24 protein-coding genes are annotated in these 24,047 nt (G+C 61.6%); 5 read left to right on the top strand and 19 right to left on the bottom strand.

The window, feature by feature from the left end:
• Positions 1-79 precede the first annotated feature (79 nt).
• Genes trmFO through gluQRS form a run of 3 tightly spaced genes read left to right on the top strand, consistent with a single transcriptional unit; the run spans position 80 to position 2,940 of the window.
• On the top strand, positions 80-1,435 hold the full coding sequence (trmFO, locus tag K3557_RS09365; protein WP_259999297.1) for a methylenetetrahydrofolate--tRNA-(uracil(54)-C(5))-methyltransferase (FADH(2)-oxidizing) TrmFO: 1,356 nt from the start codon (positions 80-82) through the stop codon (positions 1,433-1,435).
• A gap of 33 nt (positions 1,436-1,468) precedes the next feature.
• Positions 1,469-2,083, top strand: a complete 615-nt coding sequence (locus tag K3557_RS09370; RefSeq protein ID WP_259999299.1) for a class I SAM-dependent methyltransferase — start codon at positions 1,469-1,471, stop codon at positions 2,081-2,083.
• Positions 2,080-2,940: a tRNA glutamyl-Q(34) synthetase GluQRS gene (gluQRS, locus tag K3557_RS09375; RefSeq protein WP_259999301.1), complete on the top strand. Its 861-nt coding sequence runs from the start codon at positions 2,080-2,082 to the stop codon at positions 2,938-2,940. The genes K3557_RS09370 and gluQRS overlap by 4 nt, the downstream gene beginning before the upstream one ends.
• A gap of 44 nt (positions 2,941-2,984) precedes the next feature.
• Here gluQRS and hisI read toward each other — a convergent pair whose 3' ends face one another.
• A complete protein-coding gene (hisI, locus tag K3557_RS09380; RefSeq protein ID WP_259999303.1) occupies positions 2,985-3,356 on the bottom strand; it encodes a phosphoribosyl-AMP cyclohydrolase in 372 nt (123 codons plus the stop codon).
• Between the two features lie 77 nt (positions 3,357-3,433).
• Between hisI and K3557_RS09385 the strand changes: the two genes are divergently transcribed.
• Positions 3,434-3,886, top strand: a complete 453-nt coding sequence (locus tag K3557_RS09385) for an iron-sulfur cluster assembly scaffold protein (protein WP_259999305.1) — start codon at positions 3,434-3,436, stop codon at positions 3,884-3,886.
• A gap of 291 nt (positions 3,887-4,177) precedes the next feature.
• Here K3557_RS09385 and K3557_RS09390 read toward each other — a convergent pair whose 3' ends face one another.
• The 5 genes from K3557_RS09390 to K3557_RS09410 form a co-directional block, all read right to left on the bottom strand.
• On the bottom strand, positions 4,178-4,300 hold the full coding sequence (locus K3557_RS09390; protein WP_259992508.1) for a hypothetical protein: 123 nt from the start codon (positions 4,298-4,300) through the stop codon (positions 4,178-4,180).
• Positions 4,301-4,448: 148 nt separating this feature from the next.
• Positions 4,449-6,539, bottom strand: coding sequence for an ATP-dependent DNA helicase RecG (gene recG / locus K3557_RS09395; RefSeq protein WP_259999307.1), 2,091 nt, complete (start codon positions 6,537-6,539; stop codon positions 4,449-4,451).
• The gene (gene ligA, locus K3557_RS09400; RefSeq protein WP_259999309.1) at positions 6,536-8,788 is read right to left on the bottom strand and encodes an NAD-dependent DNA ligase LigA; all 2,253 of its coding nucleotides are present in this window, start codon (positions 8,786-8,788) and stop codon (positions 6,536-6,538) included. Before ligA ends, recG begins: the two co-directional genes overlap by 4 nt.
• Positions 8,789-8,957: 169 nt before the next feature.
• Complete coding sequence (ctrA, locus tag K3557_RS09405; RefSeq protein ID WP_259992512.1) at positions 8,958-9,677, bottom strand: response regulator transcription factor CtrA; 720 nt, start codon at positions 9,675-9,677, stop codon at positions 8,958-8,960.
• A gap of 117 nt (positions 9,678-9,794) precedes the next feature.
• Positions 9,795-10,082, bottom strand: a complete 288-nt coding sequence (locus K3557_RS09410; RefSeq protein ID WP_259999311.1) for a DUF1153 domain-containing protein — start codon at positions 10,080-10,082, stop codon at positions 9,795-9,797.
• 147 nt (positions 10,083-10,229) lie between these two features.
• On the opposite strand from K3557_RS09410, the gene mnmA reads away from it, so the two are divergent.
• Positions 10,230-11,375: a tRNA 2-thiouridine(34) synthase MnmA gene (gene mnmA / locus K3557_RS09415; protein WP_259992515.1), complete on the top strand. Its 1,146-nt coding sequence runs from the start codon at positions 10,230-10,232 to the stop codon at positions 11,373-11,375.
• Positions 11,376-11,614: 239 nt separating this feature from the next.
• Here mnmA and lpxB read toward each other — a convergent pair whose 3' ends face one another.
• The 13 genes from lpxB to pyrH form a co-directional block, all read right to left on the bottom strand.
• Positions 11,615-12,781 carry a lipid-A-disaccharide synthase gene (lpxB, locus tag K3557_RS09420; protein WP_259999593.1) on the bottom strand — a complete coding sequence of 389 codons (1,167 nt, stop codon included), beginning with the start codon at positions 12,779-12,781 and terminating at the stop codon, positions 11,615-11,617.
• The gene (locus tag K3557_RS09425) at positions 12,778-13,566 is read right to left on the bottom strand and encodes an LpxI family protein (RefSeq protein WP_259999313.1); all 789 of its coding nucleotides are present in this window, start codon (positions 13,564-13,566) and stop codon (positions 12,778-12,780) included. Before K3557_RS09425 ends, lpxB begins: the two co-directional genes overlap by 4 nt.
• A gap of 4 nt (positions 13,567-13,570) precedes the next feature.
• Entirely contained in the window at positions 13,571-14,356 is a 786-nt protein-coding gene (gene lpxA / locus K3557_RS09430; RefSeq protein WP_259999314.1) for an acyl-ACP--UDP-N-acetylglucosamine O-acyltransferase, read from the bottom strand.
• Between the two features lies 1 nt (position 14,357).
• Positions 14,358-14,828 carry a 3-hydroxyacyl-ACP dehydratase FabZ gene (gene fabZ / locus K3557_RS09435; protein WP_129370710.1) on the bottom strand — a complete coding sequence of 157 codons (471 nt, stop codon included), beginning with the start codon at positions 14,826-14,828 and terminating at the stop codon, positions 14,358-14,360.
• Positions 14,829-14,903: 75 nt separating this feature from the next.
• A complete protein-coding gene (locus K3557_RS09440) occupies positions 14,904-15,449 on the bottom strand; it encodes an OmpH family outer membrane protein (RefSeq protein ID WP_259999317.1) in 546 nt (181 codons plus the stop codon).
• Positions 15,450-15,522: 73 nt separating this feature from the next.
• Positions 15,523-17,937, bottom strand: coding sequence for an outer membrane protein assembly factor BamA (bamA, locus tag K3557_RS09445; protein ID WP_259999319.1), 2,415 nt, complete (start codon positions 17,935-17,937; stop codon positions 15,523-15,525).
• 126 nt (positions 17,938-18,063) lie between these two features.
• Positions 18,064-18,189 carry a hypothetical protein gene (locus K3557_RS09450; protein ID WP_259999321.1) on the bottom strand — a complete coding sequence of 42 codons (126 nt, stop codon included), beginning with the start codon at positions 18,187-18,189 and terminating at the stop codon, positions 18,064-18,066.
• Between the two features lie 143 nt (positions 18,190-18,332).
• Positions 18,333-19,682 (bottom strand): RIP metalloprotease RseP, encoded by a 1,350-nt coding sequence (gene rseP / locus K3557_RS09455; protein ID WP_259999323.1) that lies wholly within the window; start codon positions 19,680-19,682, stop codon positions 18,333-18,335.
• 4 nt (positions 19,683-19,686) lie between these two features.
• Positions 19,687-20,859, bottom strand: coding sequence for a 1-deoxy-D-xylulose-5-phosphate reductoisomerase (gene dxr, locus K3557_RS09460; RefSeq protein ID WP_259999324.1), 1,173 nt, complete (start codon positions 20,857-20,859; stop codon positions 19,687-19,689).
• Between the two features lie 16 nt (positions 20,860-20,875).
• A complete protein-coding gene (locus tag K3557_RS09465; RefSeq protein ID WP_259992526.1) occupies positions 20,876-21,652 on the bottom strand; it encodes a phosphatidate cytidylyltransferase in 777 nt (258 codons plus the stop codon).
• Positions 21,649-22,407, bottom strand: coding sequence for an isoprenyl transferase (locus K3557_RS09470; RefSeq protein ID WP_129370700.1), 759 nt, complete (start codon positions 22,405-22,407; stop codon positions 21,649-21,651). Before K3557_RS09470 ends, K3557_RS09465 begins: the two co-directional genes overlap by 4 nt.
• An 8-nt stretch (positions 22,408-22,415) precedes the next feature.
• A complete protein-coding gene (gene frr, locus K3557_RS09475) occupies positions 22,416-22,979 on the bottom strand; it encodes a ribosome recycling factor (protein ID WP_129370698.1) in 564 nt (187 codons plus the stop codon).
• 264 nt (positions 22,980-23,243) lie between these two features.
• On the bottom strand, positions 23,244-23,993 hold the full coding sequence (gene pyrH / locus K3557_RS09480) for a UMP kinase (protein ID WP_129370696.1): 750 nt from the start codon (positions 23,991-23,993) through the stop codon (positions 23,244-23,246).
• Between the last annotated feature and the right edge of the window lie 54 nt (positions 23,994-24,047).

Here is a 24,047-nt window from a genome sequence, read left to right on the forward strand (position 1 = left end):
CGATTTGCGGCGGCTCTGCGGCACGGGTTCGACCGCCAAGCCTGTTGCGCAACCCCTCCCCCTGCCCTATGTGGCGGGCATGACAGATCATTCGGCACAGACATTGCATATCGTGGGCGGCGGCATGGCCGGGTCCGAGGCTGCCTGGCAGGCGGCGAACATGGGCGTATCCGTGGTGATCCACGAAATGCGCCCCAAGGTAGAGACCTTTGCCCATCAGACCGGCAACCTGGGCGAGATGGTCTGTTCCAACTCCTTCCGCTCGGATGATGACGAACAGAACGCTGTAGGCCTGCTGCATTGGGAAATGCGCGCAGCAGGCGGGTTGATCATGGCCACCGCGGACAAACACCGTCTGCCCGCCGGCGGTGCGCTGGCGGTGGACCGCGATCCCTTTGCCGAAACTGTGACGGCTAAGCTGAAGGCGCATCCGAATGTGTCGGTCTCTTACGAAGAGATCACCGAACTGCCTGTGGACGGCCACTGGATCTTTGCCACCGGCCCGCTGACATCACCGGAACTGGGGCAGGCAATCCAGGCGGAAACCGGCGCCGAGGCACTGGCGTTTTTCGATGCCATCGCGCCGATTGTCTATGCGGAAAGCATCGACATGTCCCAGGCCTGGATGCAGTCGCGCTATGACAAGGGCGAAACCGAGGAAGAACGCACCGCCTACCTCAACTGCCCGATGGACAAGGACCAGTACGAAGCCTTTATCGACGCATTATTGTCAGCTGACAAAACTGAGTTTCACGAGGGCGAGACCGCCGGGTATTTCGACGGCTGCCTGCCGATCGAGGTAATGGCCGAGCGCGGCCGCGAGACGCTGCGCTTTGGCCCGATGAAGCCGGTGGGTCTGACCAATCCGCATCAGCCTGACGTCAAGGCCCATGCGGTGGTGCAACTGCGCCGCGACAACGCGCTGGGGACACTGTTCAACATCGTCGGCTTCCAGACCAAGATGAAATACGGCGCCCAGACAGACGTCTTCAAGATGATCCCCGGGCTGGAGAACGCCAGCTTTGCCCGCCTTGGCGGCATCCACCGCAACACGTTTTTGAACTCCCCCACTCTGCTGGATGCGCAGATGCGGTTGAAATCAAAACCCAACATTCGCTTTGCCGGCCAGATCACCGGGGTCGAGGGCTATGTGGAAAGCGCAGCAATGGGACTGCTGGCAGGCCGGCTGGCTGCTGCGGAAATCCTTGGTCAGGACCTGCCCGAAGTTCCGCAGGACAGTGCCATGGGCGCGCTGATCCATCACATCACCGGCGGCGCCGAGGCCAAGACGTTTCAGCCGATGAACGTGAACTTCGGCCTGTTCCGTCCGGTTGACGGCCTGAAGGGCGGCCGCCGCGGCCGCAAGGACCGCTACAAGGCCTACACCGACCGCGCCAAGGATGTCTGGCAAGAGTGGCTCAGCAACTTTTCCTAGACGGACTGCCGCTGCCGGGCCTAAACTTGCAGCATGAGCGAAAAGTTTCTGGACAAGGCCTACGACCTTGAAACACCGGAAGCGACCCTGGAGCACTACAACCAATGGGCCGCTTCTTATGACGCCGAGATCGCCGAGAACGGTTACGCCACACCGGGCCGTATCGCCGAAGCCTTGGCAAAGTTCCAGCCGGACATGAGTGTGCCTGTTCTCGATTTCGGCTGCGGCACCGGCCTGTCAGGCCTGGCCCTGCGGTTGCAAGGGTTTGACACCGTGGATGGTATGGAACCGTCTGACGAAATGCTCACCCAGGCCCGCAGCAAGGGCGTCTACCGCACCTTGACACAGATTGATGTCATGGACAGCAAGCCGATCCCGCAAGGCGCCTACCGCCAGATCACCGGCTGCGGAGTTCTGGGCACTGGCGCAGCCCCGCCAGCGGTATTCGACATGATCCTGCATGCCTTGCCGCGCGGCGGGCTGTTTGCTTTTTCCTACAATGATCACGCGCTGGAAGACCGGGCCTATACCGGCAAACTCAATGAATGGCTGGACTGTTCGGCCGCCCGGCTGTTATTCCGGGAGCACGGCGACCACCTCCCTGGAATCAACTTGAAGTCCACCGTATATGTAATTGAAAAAGCGTGACATTCACCACCCGATTTGCGCCATCTCCAACCGGACCGCTGCATCTGGGCCACGCCTATTCCGCCATCCTGGCGCATGATATGGCGATAGCGGAAGGCGGCAGCTTTCTGCTGCGTATCGAAGATATCGACCAATCCCGCGCGCGCCCCGAATGGGAGGCGCAGATTTTTGAGGATCTGGAGTGGCTCGGCCTGACATGGCCGGAGCCGGTAATGCGCCAGTCGGACCGCCTGCCCCGTTATCGCGCCGCACTGGACCAATTGACAGTGATGGGCCTGACTTATCCTTGCCGCTGCAACCGTGCCGATATCGAGACCGCCGCAGGCGCCCCTCAAGAAGGGGTTCCGCAATTCGGCCCCGACGGGCGCATCTACTCAGGCACCTGCCGCGCGCGCCCGGCATCCGAGGCCACGGACAAGGACGTGATCCGGTTGAACATGATGAAAGCCGTCCAGGCAGCTGATTTACGCAGCTTCACGGAAACCAGCCCGGAGTTCGAAGGCATCCATCCGCTGGACCCGGAACAATTGATCATGACCGTTGGCGACATCATCCTGGTGCGCCGGAATATGGGCACATCCTACCATCTGTCCGTCGTTGTGGATGACGCGGATCAAGGCATCACACATGCAGTACGCGGTGCGGATCTTTTTGAGGCCACACAGATCCACGTGCTGTTGCAAAGCCTGCTCGGATTACCGATTCCAATCTACCACCACCACTGCCTGATCCGCGATGCGCATGGCAAGCGCCTTGCCAAACGTGATGACGCCCGCGCCATCGCCAAATACCGCGCCGAGGGGGCTACCCCGCAGGACATCCGCGAATTGGCCGGCCTGCCCGCTTCTTCTGGCTAAAAATATCCCGCCGGAGGCACGGCCCGCCAGGGCCGTATCCTTGTTCAGCCCATCGGCTTCATCAGCTCAATCTCTTCACCGCCCCGCACCGCAGTGTAAAAACAGGTCCGCCGGTTGGTATGGCAGGCCGCCCCGGTCTGACGCACCAGCGCCAGCAGGCAATCCCGGTCGCAATCCAACCGCAGGTCTATCAGTTCCTGCACGTGGCCCGAGGTTTCCCCCTTCACCCAAAATGCCTGGCGCGACCGCGACCAATAGGTCACGTGCCTGGTCTCCAGCGTGCGCGCCACCGCATCGGCGTTCATCCAGGCCATCATCAAAACCTCGCCCGAAGCCTCATCCTGCGCAATGCAAGGGATCAGCCCGGCATCATTGTACACCAGGCTGGCGGGATCAAAGGACGCGGCAATAGTCATGGATAAAAACCTTTTGCATCTGCTGTTCGGCTCCCTATGTATGGGGAAGAACCAAGCAGGGAAAGCCCGGGAAAGACATGGCTGGCGAAAGTGATCTGATCAAACTGTACTCCACACGGATTCTGGCGCTGGCCACGGATATTCCGCATCTCAACAGGCTTGAATCCCCCAGCGCCACAGTCAAGAAACGCTCGCCGCTTTGCGGCTCTGCCGTGACCGTCGATGTTTCTGTGGAAGACGGGAGAATCGCGGATTTCGGCCAGGACGTAAAGGCTTGCGCGCTAGGACAGGCCTCGGCGGCAGTGGTGGGTGCCCATGTCATTGGCCGCTCGCTGGAAGAGGTTGAGACCGCCCGCGACCAGCTGAAGGCGATGCTGACCCAGAACGGCCCGGTGCCGGACGCGCCGTTTGACGGATTGGAAGTGCTGCAGCCTGCGCGCGAGTTCAAGAACCGCCACGCCTCGATCATGCTGGCGCTGGAGGCAACGCTGGAAGCCATGCAGACCGCCGCCAAGGAGCGCTGCGCCTGACGCGGCCTTTTACGGCCCTGCACAGCTAGCCCAAAATATCGAAACGCGACCAGCACCTGTGCAAATCATTACGCTGTGTGATCACTCTCCCCTCAAACAAAAAAACCGCCGCGCATCCGGGCAGGATGGCGGCGGCAGTCATGCTCTGCTGTGCGGGACCCGGGTCGGCCAGGCTGGATATTGAGGCAATCCAAGTTGGGGATCGGGACAGGCGGTTGATCCCTCGGGCAGTCCGGGACAGGAAAGGGCCGGCCCGGCACAGCAGATGCAATCAGGAATGGGAAAAGCGGATCAGAACAGCCCTGGAAGATGCAACGCCGCCACCAGCATCACCATCAGCGAGGCCGCGCCGATGGCGTCCTCCAGCAGGGTCGAATGGGCGTTCTGCATGGTGGTTTTGATCTGTGTAATCATGGCTCGGGCCTCCTCCGGTCAGTCTCTTCGCTCTCTGGCAAGTTTGTTGCTCCTTTGTTCTCATTTTCAAGAACGCCTGTAAAGAACTTTTTGAGAACATTTGCGAACAGATTGGAACACTGCCAGAGAACACGCTTTGAAATGCGCGTTAACCCACTGTAATCAAACGGATTGCCTGATCCTGCTTCATCACCCACAGTAGAACACGCGCAGCCTTGCCGCGGGGGCTGTCCAGTTTGGGATCGGCGGCCAGCAGCGCCCGCGCGTCGCTTTGCGCCACCGCCATCAGCCCGGCCTGGCGTTCCAAATCGGCAATACGGAACCGCGGCAGGCCGGATTGCGCGGTGCCGATCATGTCGCCCGCGCCGCGCATCTGCAGATCGGTTTCAGAAATCCGAAAGCCGTCTTCGGTTTCGCGTAAGACTTCCAGCCGTTTGCGCCCGCCCTCGGTCAGCGGAGGCTGGTACATCAATAGGCAGGTTGACTGGGCACTGCCGCGCCCCACCCTGCCGCGCAGCTGGTGCAGCTGCGCAAGGCCGAAAATCTCGGCCCGCTCAATCACCATGATCGAGGCGTTCGGCACGTTCACCCCCACCTCGATCACCGTGGTTGCCACCAGAACCTTGGTTCTGCCCTCCTGAAAGGCGGCCATGGCCGCATCCTTGTCCGCAGGCGGCATCTGGCCATGCACCAGCCCCACAGTGCCCTCACCCAGAATGGCCCGCAGATGCTTGAACCGTTCCTCCGCCGCGGTCAGGTCGCTTAGCTCAGACTCGTCGACCAGCGGGCAGACCCAGTAACACTGACGTCCCTCACTGATTGCCTTGCGCAGATGATCGACCACTTCCTGCATCCGCTCGGTGCTGATCACGGCGGTCTTGACCGGCTTGCGCCCCGGCGGTTTCTCATCCAGCACCGAAACATCCATGTCGCCATATTGTGCCAGCGCCAGCGAGCGCGGGATCGGCGTGGCGGTCATTACCAGTACATCCGCGCCCTTGCCCTTCTCCGCAAGCTCCATCCGCTGGCGCACCCCAAAGCGGTGCTGTTCATCGACAATGGCCAGCCGCAGATCGCGGAATTCCACATCCTGCTGGAACACCGCGTGGGTACCTACCAGGATGTGAATGTCACCGCATTTCAGCGCCGCCAGTTTGGCCTTGCGCTCCGCGCCTTTGTCGCGCCCGGTAAGGATCTCAATCACCACACCGGCGTCCTCGGCCAGCGGTGCAAGCCCTTCCATATGCTGCTGCGCCAGAATGCCCGTGGGAGCCATCATCACCCCCTGCCCGCCTGCTTCAACAGCGACCAGCAAGGCCATGAAAGCAACCAAGGTTTTGCCAGAACCCACATCGCCCTGCAAAAGCCGGTTCATCCGTTTGTCCGTCGCCATATCTGCCGAAATTTCCGCGATTGCGCGGGCTTGCGCGCTGGTCGGCCGGTACGGCAATGCCTTCAACACCCGGGATTGCAGCCGCCCTGTGGCCTGGCTTTGAATACCGCGAATTTTACGTTCGGTCTGGCGGGCCAGCGCCAGGGTCAGCTGATGGGCAAACAACTCGTCATATGCCAGCCGCGCCCGCGCCGGTGCCTGCGGGTCCAAATCACCGGGACCCTGCGGTGCATGAGCCGTTTGCAATGCGTCATGCCAAGCGGGCCAGTTTTCCCGAAGCATCTGCGCCGGGTCGATCCATTCGGCCAGCTCCGGCATCCGCGACAGCGCGCTTTGCGCCGCCTTATACATGGTCTTCTGGGTGACGCCGTGGGTCAGGCTGTAGACCGGTTCATACTCCGGGATCTCATGCGCTTCCTCAACCGGCAGCATGTGGTCCGGGTGAACCATCTGGGCCAGCCCGTCAAACAGCTCCAGCTTGCCCGAAACCACCCGGCGCGCGCCCTCCGGCAGCTGAGCCTCAAGATAGCGGCTGCGGCCATGGAAGAACACCAGCTGAAACTCGGTCTCCGCATCCTCCACATGGATCCGGTAGGCACCGCCCCGATTACGGGCCGGGCGGTGGCTGGCGATGGTCACTTCAACTGTAACGACGGCGGGCAGATCCACCCTAAGGATAGTATCGCGCCGCCGCCGGTCCACCACCGAATACGGCAGCGAAAACAGCAAGTCACGCGGTGTCTCAACCTCAACCTGGGTGAGAGATTGCGCCGTTTTCGGGCCAACCCCTTGCAAGGTTTCGGTCCCGGCGAACAGCGGGAACAGGATTTCGGGACGTCCGCTCATGCCTCTGCAATCAGCTCCAGCCAGCTATCTTCGTCCATTGTCCGGATGCCCAGATCAGCCGCCTTCTTGGCCTTGGACCCCGCGCCCGGCCCGGCCACCAGTATGTCGGTCTTTTGGGACACCGAGCCGGACACTTTGGCACCCAAAGCTTCAGCCCGCGCCTTGGCTTCGGCGCGGGTCATCTTTTCCAGCGTGCCGGTGAAGACCACGGTCTTGCCCGCCACCGGGCTGTCTGCTGCCGGTGCATCCGGCGGCACAATGGTCAGCTTGGCCACCAGCCGGTCAATGGCCGCGCGTTCTTCGGGGTTGGCAAAGGCGTCTGACAGGGACAGGCCCAGCACTGCGCCAATCCCATCCACACCGATAAGGTCCGCCCAAGCAGAGGCGGCTTCGGCTGGAACACCGCAAGCGATAATCGCCGCGTCGCGGGCGTCCTTGATGCGGGCACGGCGGCCTTCCTGCGAGGCTGCCAGGCGTTCAGCCTCCTCAGCCTCATCCGCTGCCCGGTGCGCCAGCGCGGCGGGTCGCGCGGCGTCAACCGCCTCCGCCATCGCGTACCAATCCCGGTAATGCAACGCCAGATCGCGGCCGGCAACTTCGCCCGCGTGGCGGATGCCCAGGGCAAAGATCAGTTTGGCCATCGGTATGGTGCGTTTTTCAGAAATCGCAGCAAACAGGTTATCCGCAGATTTTTCGCCCCACCCTTCGCGGTTCTTCAACTGCTGGAGTCCGGATCCATAATTTTCTTGCAAATCAAAGATATCCGCGGGTTCTTTCACCCACTCATCTGAATGAAACTGCTCCACCTGTTTGGCGCCCAGACCCTCAATGTCAAAGGCCGCGCGGGACACAAAGTGCTTCAGCTTTTCCACCGCCTGCGCCGGGCAGATCAGGCCGCCGGAACAGCGCCGCACGGCGTCGCCTTCTTCGCGCACAGCCGGGCTGGCGCATTCCGGGCAAGTCTGCGGGAACTGATAGGGCGCGGCATCCGCAGGCCGCTTGGTCAGATCCACATCAGCCACTTTCGGGATCACATCGCCGGCCCGGTAAATTTGCACCCAATCACCGATGCGGATGTCTTTGCCCGCCCGGATCTCCGCGCCCTTAGAGTCGCGGCCCTGGATGTAGTCCTCGTTGTGCAGCGTCGCATTCGACACCACCACACCGCCAACGGTCACAGGGGTTAGACGGGCAACCGGGCTCAGCGCGCCGGTACGGCCGACTTGAATGTCGATGGCCTCCAGCCGGGTCCAGGCGAGTTCCGCCGGAAATTTATGCGCGATCGCCCAGCGGGGCGTGGTCGAGCGGAAGCCCAGCCGCCCCTGCAAGGCCAGATCATTGACCTTATACACAACGCCATCAATGTCATAGCCAAGCGTTGCGCGCTGTTCTTCGATGCTGCGGTAGTGGCTAATCATCTCTTCAAGAGTTGGGCACAACCGGGTCAGCGGGTTTGTTTGAAACCCCAGGGAGCGCAGCCGCGCAATTGCCTCCATCTGCGTTTCTGCCAGGGGTTCACTCAGCTCACCCCAGCTGTAGGCAAAGAACCGCAAAGGCCGGGCCCGGGTGATTTCCGCATCCAGCTGCCGCAGCGACCCTGCGGCGGCGTTGCGCGGATTGGCAAAAATCTTGCCGCCGCGTTCTTCGTGCCGGGCATTCAGCGCCTCGAAATCCGCATGACTCATGTAGACTTCTCCGCGCACTTCCAGCACCTCCGGCGCGCCGTCCAGCTGCTGCGGAATGTCGGCAATGGTTCGGGCGTTTGCGGTCACATTTTCACCAATGCTGCCATCGCCGCGCGTTGCCGCCTGGATCAGAACGCCCTGTTCATAGCGCAATGACAGCGATAGCCCGTCGATCTTGGGTTCGGCGGTAAAAGACAATCCATCAAAAGGCGTGAGGCCCAGGTATTTGCGGATGCTGCGGTCGAAATCGGCGACGTCTTCATCCTCAAACGCGTTGCCCAGCGACAGCATCCGCACCGAATGGGTGATCTTGCCAAAGCCAGATGCCGCGGGCGCGCCAACAGCGTCCAGCCGGGCCGCTGTCTCAGCCAGTTCAGGAAAGGCCTCTGCCAAGGTCCGGTAACGGCGTTTCAGCGAATCATACTCGGCATCGCTGATCTCAGGCGCGTCGGCCTGATGATAGGCCAGATCCGCCGCCCGAAGATTTTCTTCCAGTGCCAGAAACTCAGCCTGCGCGTCTTCAGCCGTCAGGTTTGACACGTCTTTTTCTGTTTTCTCTGCCACGCGCGGTCCCTCTTCGTTCTTTCCTTTCGTGATAAGGTGCGGCGCCAGCCGCGTCCAGCGCATCCATCAGACCGTCAGCAACAAGCTGCAAAAAGCAAAAAGACCCGCCAGCCGGCAGGTCCTTGCAACCGGCGGCACATGGTCATGTGCCGACCGGGTGATCATCCTTTCAGGCGCCGACAGCCAGCCGCTGGCCGCCTGACAGGTGGTCTTCCTGCGGATCACGCAGCACATAACCGCGCCCCCAGACAGTTTCGATGTAATTCTCGCCGCCTGTTGCATTGCTAAGCTTCTTACGCAACTTGCAGATGAAAACATCAATGATCTTCAGTTCAGGCTCATCCATGCCGCCATAAAGATGGTTCAGGAACATCTCCTTGGTCAGCGTGGTGCCCTTGCGCAGCGACAGAAGCTCCAGCATCTGGTATTCCTTGCCGGTCAGATGCACCGCCTTGCCATCGGTCTCAACCGTTTTGGCATCCAGGTTGACCGCAATCTTGCCGGTCTTGATAATGGATTGCGAATGCCCCTTGGAACGGCGGATGATCGCATGGATCCGCGCCACCAGTTCCTCACGGTGGAAAGGTTTGGTCAGATAGTCATCCGCGCCAAAGCCGAAGCCCTTGATCTTATTGTCGGTATCATCGGCACCGGACAGTATCAGAATCGGCGTTTCGATACGGGACATGCGCAGCTGGCGCAGGACCTCGTGGCCGTTCATATCGGGCAGCCCCAGATCCAGCAGGATCAGGTCGTAGTCGTAAAGTTTAGCCAGATCGATCCCTTCTTCCCCCAAATCCGTCGAGTAGACGTTCAGGTTGGCATGGGTCAGCATCAGTTCGATGCTTTTGGCCGTGGTCGGATCATCCTCAACCAGCAGAATGCGCATATTATTTTCTCCGCCTGTACACTGTTTCCCTCAGGTCGCGTTAACCTTGGTGGAAAAAAGTTAATGCCTCGTTACCATGATGGTTAATTTACAAATGCAACTCAAGGGCGGGCCTGTTTATTTTGCGTCAGGGCTGCGGAATTTCTTGAGACGCGTGGTTTTCAGGGCCTCTTCGCCATGGTCTGCAACCGCTGCAACCCAGCTTCGGAACTCTTCCTCACTCAGCCCGTAACGCTGCATGGCCTCCTTCTGAGGCAGCAGCCCGTACAGAACACCGCGCACCACCGCAGCCTTGCGCGAGGCAACCCAGCGCCTGGTGGTTGTCGGCGGCAGGTCCGCCCGGGTCATGATGGTGCCATCCGGCAGGGTGACGGCGCGCGGCCCGTCAACTTTCTTCAAAAACATCTTTCTTCCCTCGAAGATCTTTTTCGTTGAGGTCTGGCACAAGAATTTCCGATCAGGCTTAACGGCACGTGAACCACGGCCCTTGAGAGTCTGTAGGATTTTCCTATATTCTGCGGCGCCTGCCCCCTTGCCTTCAGGAGCTGCCCCATGGCGCTGGACCACGACTCAAACCTAAACTCGCTCGGCTTTGCCAAACCGCCCTCGGAAACCCGGGTGGTGGTGGCCATGTCAGGCGGCGTCGACAGCTCTGTTGTCGCTGCATACTTGGCCGATCAGGGCTATGACGTGGTCGGCGTGACGCTGCAGCTCTATGATCACGGCGCGGCGCTGGCCAAAAAAGGCGCCTGCTGTGCGGGCATCGATATCCACGACGCGCGGCGCGTGGCCGAGGAGCGCGGCTTTCCGCATTACGTCCTGGATTATGAGAACATTTTTAAGGATGCGGTGATTGACGAGTTCGCAGACAGCTATCTGGCCGGTGCAACCCCGGTGCCTTGCATCCGCTGCAACGAGCGGGTGAAGTTTAAGGACCTGCTGGAAACCGCCAAGGATCTGGAGGCCGACTGCATGGCCACCGGCCATTACATCCAGCGCATGATGGGGGCAAACGGGGCAGAGCTGCACAGCGCCGAGGATGCAAACCGCGACCAGAGCTACTTCCTGTTCTCAACGACGCCGGAACAGCTGGATTACCTGCGCTTTCCGCTGGGCCATCTGCCCTCCAAGGACGCAACGCGCAAGATGGCAGCGCAATACGGGCTGGCGGTAGCGGACAAGCCTGACAGTCAGGACATCTGTTTTGTGCCGGACGGAAACTATGCCGGGGTGATCGAAAAACTGCGCCCCGGTGCTGCGGAACCGGGCGATATCGTTCATTCCGACGGCCGGGTGCTAGGCCGCCACGACGGGGTGCTGCATTACACCATCGGCCAGCGCCGCGGCCTGGGCATCGGCGGCCTCAGCGAACCGCTGTATGTGGTGAGGCTTGATGTGGACAAGAAACAGGTTGTTGTCGGCGCCAAGGAGCTGCTGGCCACCCGCACCATCCCGGTGCGCGAAATCAACTGGCTGGGCGACACGGCGTTCACCTCGCAGGATGAATGGCATGTGAAGGTCAGAGTCCGCTCCACCCGCCCCCCGCGCGAGGCGATCATCCGTCCTCTGAGCGAAACAACCGCCGAGGTCGAGCTGCTGACCCCGGAGGAAGGCGTCTCTCCCGGCCAGGCCTGCGTGTTCTACGCCAGCGAAGGCTCCCGCATCTTTGGCGGCGGCTGGATCTGGCGCGGCTACTGAGGCGCGCCATTGGACGGTTGCGCCGGGTCAGGGAAACGCAGGTTTCCAGATCAAAATTGAGTCAACGCTAAGGGCGCATTTGCGCCCGAGCGGTTCCCGGCAAAACTAAATCCGCCGAGTCATCTTGCCAATCCGCACATGTTCTGCGCTGCCCGGGCGGCGCGCTCCGCGCGGGTGCGCAGCGCCCGCGCTACCAAAAGCCGCGCGGCGGAGGCATCTGCCTCCGGCGCGCTCCTGCCCTATCGGATGGGCAAACGGTCCAGGACCGCGCGGGCGGCACGCAGGCCAGGCTCTTCACCGCCCTTGCCAAGACGTTGCATGGTCACGTCCATGGCACCCATTTGCGCGCCAGGGTCGGCTGAAACCGCAGCCAGCCGGGCAGCTATATTGTCCGGTGTGCACTCTGGCCCCAGGCATTCCGGCACCACGCGGGTATCGCTCACCAGGTTGACCAGCGTCACGGTGTCGATCAGCGCCATGCGTTTCATGATCTGCCAGGTCAGCCATTGGAACTTGTAGGCAATCACCATCGGCGTGGCCGCGGCGGCCAGTTCCAGCGATACTGTGCCAGAGGCGGCCAGTGCCAGATCCGCTGCCGCAAAGGCGGCGCGTTTGTGGGCCCTTGCCGTGGCTGGCTCGAATTTGTTCGGGTCAATCAGGACGGTGCCCGCAGGCCAGCTCTGCAAGGTCTCCTGCACCAGCCCTGCAACCGGCGCGGCGGCAGGAACGACCACCTTATAGTCCGGATGTGTCTCCAGGAAGTGTTTCAAGGCAGCCCCGAAGTCCAGCGCCAGCCGCGATATCTCAGAGCGCCGCGAGCCTGGCAGCGCCAGCACAAAGGGCGCATTTCCCAGACCAAATTGCTGCCGGAACGCAGCAACCTCATCACGCGTGGCCTGCGGCTCGGCGACCACCGGGTGGCCGGCAAAGTCGCAAGCCATCCCGGCCTTTTCCATAAGCGGCGGCTCAAACGGCAGCAACGCCAGCACATGGTCGATGACCTCAGCCATTTTGCCTGCCCGTTTGGGCCGCCAGGCCCAAACCGAGGGCGCCACGTAATGAACTGTGCGGATATTGCTTTGCTCTTTGACCAGCCGCGCCACCCGCAGCGAGAAATCCGGGCTGTCGATGGTGATCAGCACATCCGGCTTGGTTTCCAGAACCGCATCGGCAGTTTCCCGGATCCGGCGTTTCAGATGGCGGTATTTGGGCAGCACCTCGGCCAGCCCCATCACCGAGAGCTCATCCATCGGAAACCGTGAGACCAGCCCCTGCTCAGCCATCAGCGCACCGCCGATGCCGTCGAAACCGACGTCCGGTTCCAGCTGCTTCAAACCCGCCATCAGCGCCCCGCCCAGCCGGTCGCCCGAAGGCTCTCCCGCCAGAATGAACACCCGCAGGCTCATCCCTTGCGCAGCCACAGGAACAGGCCCAGCCGGTCACAGGCCGAAATCACCGCCTCCTGATCCAGTACGATCACGCCGCCTGCTTCCAGTGCGATGCCGGACAATCCGGCCTTTGCCGCGGCTTCCACTGTCCCGGCACCAATGGTGGGGAGGTCAGCACGGCGGTCCTGTGCCGGTTTCGGCGCCTTGAACAGCAAACCGCCCTGCCCGTCCGGACGCTGCAGCAGCGAGGCCAGCATCCAGTCGGTGCCAAAGATGTTCTCGACCGCAATGGCCTGCTGCTTGCGCACTGCACAGGACTGGCCGATATCAGCCGCACACATGGCGGCGACAATTTCAGCGCCCCGTACAGCATCTGCCTTGTCCAGCTCGCCCGGCTGGACCTTGGTCGGCACACCCTCTGCCATCAGCAGATCCGGCGCTACCTCATGCGCGGCGCGGACAGTGAACCCAGCCTGTTCGAAAATGCCAATGATCGCCCGCAAAGCCCCGTCATCGCCAGCAGCCAGCGCCGCCTGCAGCACCGGAACCAGCGGCATCGTCGCGGCATCGATGGCCGAAGGGTCGATATTGGGACGGCGCACCGCGCCCGCCATGCAGATCTCGGTCACATCTGCGGCCTTCAAGCGTTCCAGAAAGGATCCCAGCTGTTCAAACCGGAAAGTCACTTCCGCATCCACCGCGTCCGGTTCGGACCCTGCCATCGCACAGATCAGCGGCCGGCCGGCAACACGGGATACAACTTCAGCCGGCAGTTCACCGGTGCCTGCAATCACTGCCAGCATGGTCTCAGCCCCCCGGTGTCAGGAAAGAGCGGTCGCTGCCGCCGGTGATGAAAGCGACGATCCGCTGCACGTATTCGCTGTCGCTCTCGTCCCCCAGCCGCTTGGCGCGCTCCTGAAAGGTGCCTTCGCCCTGGGCCAGCATCTGAAACGCCGCACGCAAAGCGGTGATGTCGCTGCGGGCGACGCCGCGGCGTTTGAGCCCGACCAGGTTCAACCCGTCCAGCTCGCCCCGTTGCGCCTGCACCAACCCGTAGGGGATCACATCATTAGTCACCATGGTGACTGCGCCGATGATGGCGCCGCGGCCGATGCGCACCCATTGATGGATGCCCGACAGACCGCCGATGATCACGTCATCCTCCAGCACGCAATGGCCTGCCACCGCGGCAGAATTCACCACAATCACCCGGTCGCCGACCTGGGCATCATGGGCGATATGGCAGCCCGCCATGAACAAGCCGTCGTCGCCGATCTTGGTCACACCTCCGCCGCCCTCAGTGCCAGCATTCACCGTCACATGCTCGCGGATGCGGTTGCGTTTGCCGATCAGGGTCTTGCACTTCTCGCCCTTGAACTTCAGATCCTGCGGGATCTCGCCCAGCACCGAAAACGAAAAGACGACGGTATCGTCGCCGATCTCGGTGTCGCCTGTGACCACCACATGGGATTTCAGAACAACCCGGTCCCCCAGCACAACATCAGGTCCAACCAGGCAGAACGGACCGATCTCGCAGCCCTCGCCGATTTTGGCACCGTCTTCGATAATGGCGCTGCGGTGGATGCTGCTCATATCAGGCGCCCTCTACCTGGCGGTCAACCATCGCGGTGAATTCGGCTTCTGCGGCCACTTCACCGTCCACCGTGGCGCGCCCCAGGAACTTGAAGATCTTGCCGCCCGGTTTGCCGCGCAGGGTTTCGACATGCATTTCCAGCACATCACCGGGCACCACCTTGCGGCGGAATTTGCATTTGTCGATATTCATGAAATAGATCAGCAGGTCGGTATCGACCATGTCCATGCCAACGCCCAGCATCACGCCTGCGGTCTGCGCCATCGCCTCGACGATGGTGACACCCGGCATGATCGGCGTTCCCGGGAAATGGCCCTGGAAGTGCGGCTCGTTCATCGTGACATTCTTGATGCCGCGCGCCGATTTGTAGCTGTCGATATCAACCACCTTGTCGACCAGCAGGAACGGGTAACGGTGCGGCAGGATCCGCTGGATCAGTTGAATGTCAGCATTTTGCAGCTCGGTGGTCATGCGTGGTTTCCCATTTTCGTCAATTGTGCTGTGCCGTCCCTAGCAAGCAGAGGGCACTTGGGCAAGTTCGCACGCTCAGCGATCGCCGTCCTCATCTGCCGCGCCATCGCCAAGAACCTCGTCTATCCGGCCGATTGCCAGACTGGTGATATCAGCGGCATTGGCGCTCAGAAAGACCGAAGCATGATCCAGAATCGCCCCTGCGCCGGACTCCCGCATGATCTGCTGCAGCACCGGCAGTGAGGCGGCGATGAATTCCCGCCGGGCTTCCTCGCCCATCTGGTTGATTTCACGCAGCTTCTGGTCCTGGCGGCGCCGGGTTTCCTGCACCTTCTGATCAAAAGCATCGGCCAGGGCACGGAAGGCGTTCGGCGCCATGTCGCTGCGGCGTTCGGTCAGCTCCAGCTCCTCGGCGCGCAGTTCAGCCTCGATGCGGCGGTTTTCCGCAGTGAGCACCGCGCCCTCGGCCTCAATCTCGCGCTCCACCCGCTTGCCAAAGGCGCTTTCGGAAAACAGCCGGTCAGGCTGGATGGTGAGGATACCGCTTTGCGGCAGCCCCAGTTGGAATTCCGCGCCCGCATTGGGGGGTGGTGAAGCCGGCTCCTGGGCTAGGGCCGGCACCGTCCCGGACCCGGACAGCGCTATGGCTAGACCAAGCGCTGCCCAATAACTGGGCGCAGGCCGCCGCACCAGATCAGAACCGCGCCTGCAAGGTCAGGTCGAAACTCTGTTCCTGGTCAAAGTCCTCTTTCTGGAGGGCTTTGGAGAAGTTGAAGCGCAGCGGGCCGATCCCGGTGGTCCACAGCAGGGAAACGCCGACGACGTGGCGGAACGATCTGCTGCCTCCTACCACAGTTGCATTTCCGCCTGCGGGGAGGGATCTGTCCACGTTCTGCGTTCCCCAAAGGCTGCCAACATCATAGAACAGGGCGCCACGCATCCCCAGTTCCTCAGGCAAGCCCAGCGGGAATTCCGCATCAAAGCGGGCCACGGCATAGTAGTTGCCACCTAGAAAATCATTGTAGCTGCTGTTGCCTGGCGCACCACTGGACTGGTCCCGCGGACCGATACCGCCGGGTTCGAATCCGCGCATAACCGATGGGGTCAGCACAAACCGGTCGATCGAGCGGCTGGAACCGCTGCCCTCCCATTGGAACGCACCCGCCTCCAAGGTCGCACGGATCGTGACTTCCTCGTTCAGAATCTGTTTCTGCGCCACAATCTTGGTTGTGGTCTTGAAGTATTCAGAATCTCCGCCCAAGCCGGCATAGTCGGCCCCGATTTCAACCAGGAAGCCCGCAGTCGGATCCAGGCCGGTCAAACGGCTGTCATAGCGGTAGGTGAAACCGATGGCACTGGCCGAACGCTCACCCTGCGCGATTTCATTGCGGATAACCGGGCTGGCCAGGAAGGAGGTCGTGTCGTCATCCTCGCCATCAGTGAACAGCATCTCGTCCGCATCCCACGTATAGCGGACTTGCAGCGACGTATCCTCACCTGTGCTGAACGTCAGTGCAGGCTGGAAGAAGATCCGTTTGGTGCGGTATTCCGAGAAGCTGGAGTCGGTTTCATTCAGCCCCAGGTCCAAATCGAACCGCAAATCCCGGCCCAAAAGGTAAGGCTCGGTAAAGCCCAGAACATAGGAATCCGATTCCGTCGCCGTGGCGACATTGAAAGACAGCCGCTGGCCGCGGCCCAGGAAGTTGTTCTCGGTCAGGCCGACGCTGACCCCGAAACCATCCGTGACCGAGTATGCACCGCCAAGGTTCAGCGACCCGGTTGGCTGTTCCTCGACGTCGACGTCGATAATCACCTGATCGGACGAGCTGCCCTCACGGGTTTCTACATCGGCGTTGGCAAAGAAACCAAGCGCCCGGATACGCTCTGCGCTGTTGCGGATGGACCGCGGATTGAAGGGGTCGCCTTCCACCGAGCGGAATTGCTGACGGATCACCCGGTCCAGCGTGGTGGTATTGCCTTCGATATCGATACGCTCGACAAACACCCGCGGACCGCGGCGCAATACGAACTCAATATCCAGGGTCAGATCCCGCTCATTGCGGGTGACCCGCGGCTCGACCCGCAGAAAATCGATCTCATTGCGGACAGCCTGCCCTTCCATCCGGTCGATTGCATTCTCGACCAATGTCGGGGAATAGACCACACCGGGCTTGATCTTCAGCGTGGAGCTGAACAGGTCGGCATCCGCTTCCGGCATTTCGCTGGTCACCGAAATGTTGCCGAACTTGAATTGCTGGCCCTCGGTCACATCGACCACCAGGAAGACCGCATCCCGCTCGCGGGTGACTTCAGCGTTGGAGCTGTTGATCCTGAAATCCACGTAACCGCGAGACAGGTAAAAATCGCGCAGCACCTGCTTGTCGAATTCCAGCCGGTCCTCGATCAACGTGTCCGAGTTGATGAATGCGCGCAGAAATCCAGCCTGTTTGGTCTGTAGGATCCGGCGCAGACGGCGGTCGGAATAAACCCGGTTGCCGGTGAAGGAGACGCGCTCCACCTCGATGGTGTCGCCTTCGGAAATCTCGAACACCAGGTCGACGCGGTTGTTGTTGCGGCGGATAATCCGCGGGGTCACGCGCGACGCCAGACGGCCTTGAACGCTGTACGCCTCGGCAATTGCGGCGGCGTCGCGCTCGGCCTGCGAGGGGCTGAACACCCGGCGCGGCGCAGATTCGATAATCTGGTCCAGGGAATCATCCTTGAGACGGCGGTTGCCCTCAAAGCTGATCTGATTGATGGTCGGGAATTCGGTGACTTTGATCACCAGCGTGTTGCCGCGCGGCACCAATTCCACTGTTTCAAATACGCCACTGTCAAGGATGCGCTGATAGGCGTCGTTCAACTCGCCCGCACTGACTGTCTGCCCCCGTTCGATCCCGGTGTAGGCAACAACAGTGGACGTCTGGATCCGCTGATTGCCCTCGACCTGAACCGTATTGAAGCGGAAGCTTTGCGCCTCGGCCGGCAGCGGAGACAATGCATAACCCAGCGCAACCGCCAGAGAAATAGCCGAAACTTTACGGTACAAGATGTTGATGCCCGACTTACGCTCACCACAGGACTTGCCTGCGACTTTCCCCCAAACCATTTTTCAAAACCCGATTATTATAGCAGCTTTGGGATGTGCGTACCGGGTTTGAAAGCGCTTGTCAAAACCAACAAAGCGCATTCTGGCAGCAACCGGCACGGCGGGCTTGCGCGCCGGTTGCAGGAATCACAACGTGGCGAGCCAGGCGCCTGCGGTCAATGCGCCGAGGACGGCAAAACCCGTCAGCGCACGGTCCCAATTCAACAGGACCAACAGGCCCAGGCCATGGTAAGATTGCGAGAGTGTCTGCATCATTTGTCCCCCAGTTATCGTCCACCAGTCCGCAATGCACCTATCTGGCACAATCTGCGGATTGATAAAAAGTTAACGGGAGAATGTGGCAGCACTTGGGCGGCAAAATGGCCGCCCGAAGTCATCGTGTCGAGGCAGGCTTCTCAGCAGAACAAATCATTGCCAAGCGCAAACACCATCAGCGACAGCACAATGGCAATGCCAAGCGACATCAGCACCCGCACCGCCCGGTCGCTGGGCGGACGGCCTGCCACGGCCTCGTAGGCATAGAACATCAGATGGCCGCCATCCAGCGCAGGCACCGGGAACAGGTTCAGCAGGCCCACAGCCGTCGACAGCACCGCAATGAAGCGGATAAAGCTCTCGGCCCCCTGGCTGGCCATCGCGCCCGAAGTTTCGGCAATGCCGATCGGCCCGGACAGGTTGCAGGTGCTGATGGCGCCGGTGATCATATGCTTCAGCCCCGACAACGAGGTCTCCACCACAGCCCAAACCTGATAAGTGCCCGCCGCGAAAGAGGTGCCGAAGCCTGCGGATTCTGTTGCCGGTTCAAAAGCCAGGCCGCCAATAATGCCGATCCGCCAGCGGGTGGCAAAACCGCCATCCGGCTGCGGCTCGTCGGTGCGGCGCGGCGCCAGAGCCATTTCGACCTGCTGGCCGTCCCGCCAGACGTCCAGCACCAGCACTTTGCCGTCCGCGGCCTCAACGTGCGTCTTGAGCTGGTCAAAGGACACAACCGGCGCGCCATTCATCGCCAGGATCACGTCTTCCGGCTGCAATCCTGCATCCGCCGCAGCGCTGCGCGGCACCACACCGCGCACATAGGGCGGATAAAGATACGGTCCGCTAACGCTGATTTCAGTACCGTCGCGGCGCACTTGATAGTCCAGCGGCTGCTCTTGCGGCAGGGCCTCGCGGAAGGCGTCCCAGGCATCGGGATCGGTATAGCTTGGCACCGCAATTCCGCCTGCTGCGATCAGCTCATCCCCCTGCTGCAGCCCGCTTTCGACACCCGGCAGCGGCGCCAGCGCGCCAATGGTCAGCGGGTCGCGCATGATGCCTTGGGACATGGCAACAGCGGTAAAGATGATCGCCGACATCACAAAGTTGAACACCGGGCCTGCAGCCACAGTTGCGGTCCGGGCCCACAACGGCGCGCCATGCATGGTGCGGCGCAGGGCTGCCGGATCGTCTGCGGCGGCTTCCATAGCACCGGCATCCTTGCCCGAGGCCGCATCAGCATCACCAAGAAATTTCACATAACCGCCAAACGGCAGCGCTGCGACCTGCCAGCGGGTGCCGTGTTTGTCCACCCGGCTCCACAGCACCGGGCCAAACCCCAGCGAGAACACCTCGGCATGGATTCCCGACCAGCGGCCAACAATGTAGTGGCCGTATTCATGCACTGCCACAATCACCGACAAGGCGATGACAAAACTGGCAATCGTATAAAGAAAACCGCCAAACTGCGGAACAAAAGCAAGTACGTCCAAAGATCTACCCTATGCGTTCTTCTGCGGCGCGTGCCGCCTGTTGCCGGGCGAGATGGTCGACCCGGGTCACGTTATCAAGTGTCATTGCGGCATCAATGAGGTCACGTTCCGCTGACATGCGCTCCAACGCGGTCTCGGTGACGGCCGCCATATCAGTGAACCGGATGCGGCCTGCGATGAAGTCATCCAGCGCCTGTTCCTTGGCGCCGTTAAAGGCTGCGCCCATCATGCCCCCGCGGGCCATCACATCATAGGCCAGGCGCAGCGCCGGATAGCGGGCCGGGTCCGGTGCGCGGAAATTGAGTTGGCCGATGCGGGCCAGATCCAGCCGCTCCACCGGCAGTTCCTGGCGTTCCGGCCAATGCAGCGCGTATCCGATGGCGTGGCGCATGTCTGGCGCGCCCAGATGCGCCATCAGCGCACCGTCCTTGAAACCAACCAACGCATGGACCAGCGATTCGGGATGCACCAGCACCTCGATCTGTTCAGGCCGGACACCGAAGTATTCCCGGGTTTCAATAACTTCCAGTGCTTTATTGAACATGGACGCGCTGTCGATGGTGATCCGCTGCCCCATGTCCCAATTGGGATGCGAGGACGCCTGTGCCAGGCTTGCAGCTGGCAGCTCTTCCAGCGGCCAGTCGCGGAATGCACCGCCGGACGCGGTGATGATGATCCGCTCAACTGCACCGATGTCTTCGCCCGCCAGCCCCTGGAACACCGCCGAATGCTCGCTGTCCACCGGCAGCAGCCGGGCGCCGTGCGCCGCTGCTGTCTCCAGCAGCAACCGGCCGGCGCAAACCAGCGATTCCTTGTTGGCCAGCGCCAGGGTGGTGCCGTGTTTCAGCGCCTCCAACCCCGGAGCCAGACCAGCCGCGCCCACAATGGCCGACATGATCCAATCGGCAGGCCGTGCAGCAGCCTCAACCAGCGCCGCCTGCCCTGCTGCGGCCTCGACGCCGGTCCCTGCCAGCGCCGCGCGCAGATCCGGCAGGCGGTTGTCATAAGCAGTCACAGCAACATCAGCCCGCAGCGCAACAGCGTCTTCGGCCAGCTGGGCGATATTGGCGCCGCCGGTCAGCGCCACAACATCATAAGCGTCCGGCGCGCGGCGGATCAGATCGATGGTGTTCTGGCCAATCGAGCCCGTCGCGCCGAAAATCGAGACTTTCCGCATAGTTTTTCCTGTCTGGTTATCCCCAGAGGGCGGTCACGGCCAGGAACATCGCCGCAGCCCCCAGCATCCCGTCGAACCGGTCGAACAGCCCGCCATGGCCGGGAATCAACCCGCTGGAATCCTTGACGCCCATCTTCCGCTTCAGTGCGCTTTCGGCCACGTCACCCGCCTGGCTGGCCATCGACAGCAGCACCGACAGCACCACAATGCCATAGCCCAGCCCCATCTGCCCGGCAAAACCCGCACCCACGACAGCAGCTGCCAGCCAGCCCGCCGCGGTGCCGCTCCAGGTTTTCTTGGGGCTGACACGCGGCCAGAACTTTGGCCCGCCGATCGCCTTGCCGGCAAAGTAGCCCGCGATATCAGTTGCCACCACAATGCCGATCAGCCACAGCATCCAGGCCACACCCATCTGGCCGCGCAGCCAGATAAAGCCGAAACCCGCCAGCAGAACCCACAAGGCAAAGCCGGTGAAATACTGCCGCCGTTCGCTGATCTGGCCGAACCCTGCCGCCACAGGGGCCGCCAAGACCGGCAGCACCCAAAGCACCGGCAGGAACGACGCCAGCAGTACGGCAACGGCAGAGATTGCACCAAGCTGCAGCGCAGTGCCGCTGCGCGCAGGCTGAAGCATCCGCACCAGTTCCCACACCATGCCGCCGCTGCACAGGGCAATCAGCACATCGAACACCAGCCCGCCGGCCCACACGGCATATCCGCCCGCGGCCACCATCACCACAGCAGACAAGGCCCGCGGCAGCAGGTCCGCCCAGCGGCCCTTGGCGGCACTCATGTTTTGACGGCCCCGAACCGGCGGTCGCGGCTGCCATAGCTGTTGCAAAGCCTCGCCAGCTCCTCGCCGGAGAAATCCGGCCACAGCGTGTCGATGAACTCATACTCCGCATAGGCCGATTGCCAGAGCAGAAAGTTCGAGATCCGCGCCTCGCCGCTGGTGCGGATCACCAGATCCGGATCCGGCAGCACATGGGTGTCCAGATACCGCGGCAGGGTTTCTTCATCGACTTTGGCGGGATCAAGCCGGCCATCCGCCACATCCTGCGCCAGCCGTTTGGTGGCGCGGGCAACCTCGTCACGGCCGCCGTAGTTCAGCGCAATTGTCAGCTGGGTGCCGTCGTTGCCTTCGGTCTTCTGTTCCAGCTTGTCCATCAGGTCGATCAGCTTGGCATCCAGCCGAACCCGGTCGCCGATAAAGCGCACCCGGACATCTTTTTCGGCCAAAGCGTTCATTTCCTTGGAAATGTAACGCCGGAACAGGCTCATCAGGCCTGCGACCTCGGTCTGGGTGCGTTTCCAGTTCTCGGTCGAAAAGGCAAAGATAGTCAGGTATTTCACGCCCAGACTTGGGCAGCACTCGACAACTTCACGCACCCGGCGTGCGCCAGCATGGTGGCCGAACAGCCGCGGCCGCCCGCGGGCCTGCGCCCAGCGGCCATTGCCGTCCATGATGATGGCCACATGGCGCGGGCCGGAACGGACCGCCGGAGACTCTCCGGCGGCGCTCAATTGCGGATTTGCATCTCCTGGCATACTGCCGGTCAGACCTGCATGATTTCGGCTTGCTTGGTCTCAAGCGCCTCATCCACGGCCTTGATCATCTTGTCGGTCAGCTCCTGCACTTCGGCTTCCCAGAACTTTTGATCGTCTTCCGACATGCCGTCGGCCTTGGCCTTCTTGATCTGATCCATGCCGTCGCGGCGCACGTTGCGGATCGAAACCCGGCCATGTTCGGCATACTGCCCGGCAACTTTGGTCAGCTCGCGGCGGCGTTCCTCGTTCAGCTCCGGAATCGGCAGCATGATGATGGTGCCATTAAGCTGCGGGTTGATCCCCAGCCCGGATTCGCGGATTGCCTTTTCGACCTTGCCGACCAGGCCCTTGTCCCAGACGTTGATGGTGACCATACGCGGTTCGGGCACGTTCACGGTGCCGACCTGGTTGATCGGCGTCATCGAGCCATAGGCATCCACCATCACCGGCTCCAGCATCGAGCCAGAGGCCCGGCCGGTGCGCAAGGACGCGAATTCGGTCCGCAGGTTGGCCATGGCACCGTCCATACGGCGCTTCAGGTCGTCGGTATCCAGTTCAAAATCATCAGACATTCTGCTCTCTCCCCTTATCTGAGGCGGTCTTCCCTTGGCTCATAAGCCATTGGAAGGCTGATGTATAGCGATGTCGGCCAGGATTTGCCGCCGCCGGGATTGCATATTGCCCCTTGCCGGTCTCCCCTGTCATCCAGGAAATTTAGTCTGCATTCCGGTGATTTCACGGAATTGCCCTGCCTCGCCAAGGGATCCGCCCCGGCCAGACACAAAAAAACGCGGGCTGCAATGGGCCCGCGTCTTTCCTCAACCCCTGATCAGGGCTTAGCCGTGAACCTTGGTATAGGTGCCTTTGCCGGCCAGGATGCCGCGGAAGCCGCCCGGCTCATCCAGCGGGAACACGATCAACGGCAGATTGTTGTCACGCGCCAGCGCAATGGCCGAGGCATCCATCACCTTCAGCCGTTTGGCAAAGACTTCGTCATAGCTGATCTCGTCATAACGGACGGCATCGGCATGTTCCTTGGGGTCTTTGTCATAAACGCCATCAACCCCGTTCTTGCCCATAAAGATCGCCTCGCAGGCCATTTCATTGGCCCGCAGGGTGGCGGCAGTGTCGGTGGTGAAATACGGGTTGCCGGTGCCCGCCGCGAAGATGCAAACCCGCTTTTTCTCCAGGTGGCGCACGGCGCGGCGGCGGATATAGGGTTCGGCCACCTCATCCATGCGGATCGCCGAGATCACCCGGGTGAAAACCCCCAGTTCTTCCAGCGCCGACTGCATGCCAAGCGCATTCATCACGGTTGCCAGCATCCCCATGTAATCAGCGGTGGTCCGTTCCATGCCCTGGGCGGACCCGGACAGACCGCGGAAGATATTGCCGCCGCCGATCACCATGCAAATCTCAACGCCCATCTCCTGCACCGATTTCACTTCGCGGGCGATGCGCTGCACGGTCGGCGGATGCAGGCCGAACCCCTGATCGCCCATCAATGCCTCGCCCGAAATTTTCAGCATGACGCGTTTATAGGCGGCGGCCGGATGCAGCTCCGGCTTGTCTTGCGGTTGAGGCATGTTGCGCTCCAGAAGATGTGAGGGTTAGTTTGCGCGCAAAATGAAGCAAATCGC

The sequence above is a fragment of the Leisingera sp. M523 genome, assembly GCF_025141335.1.
Lineage (GTDB): Bacteria > Pseudomonadota > Alphaproteobacteria > Rhodobacterales > Rhodobacteraceae > Leisingera.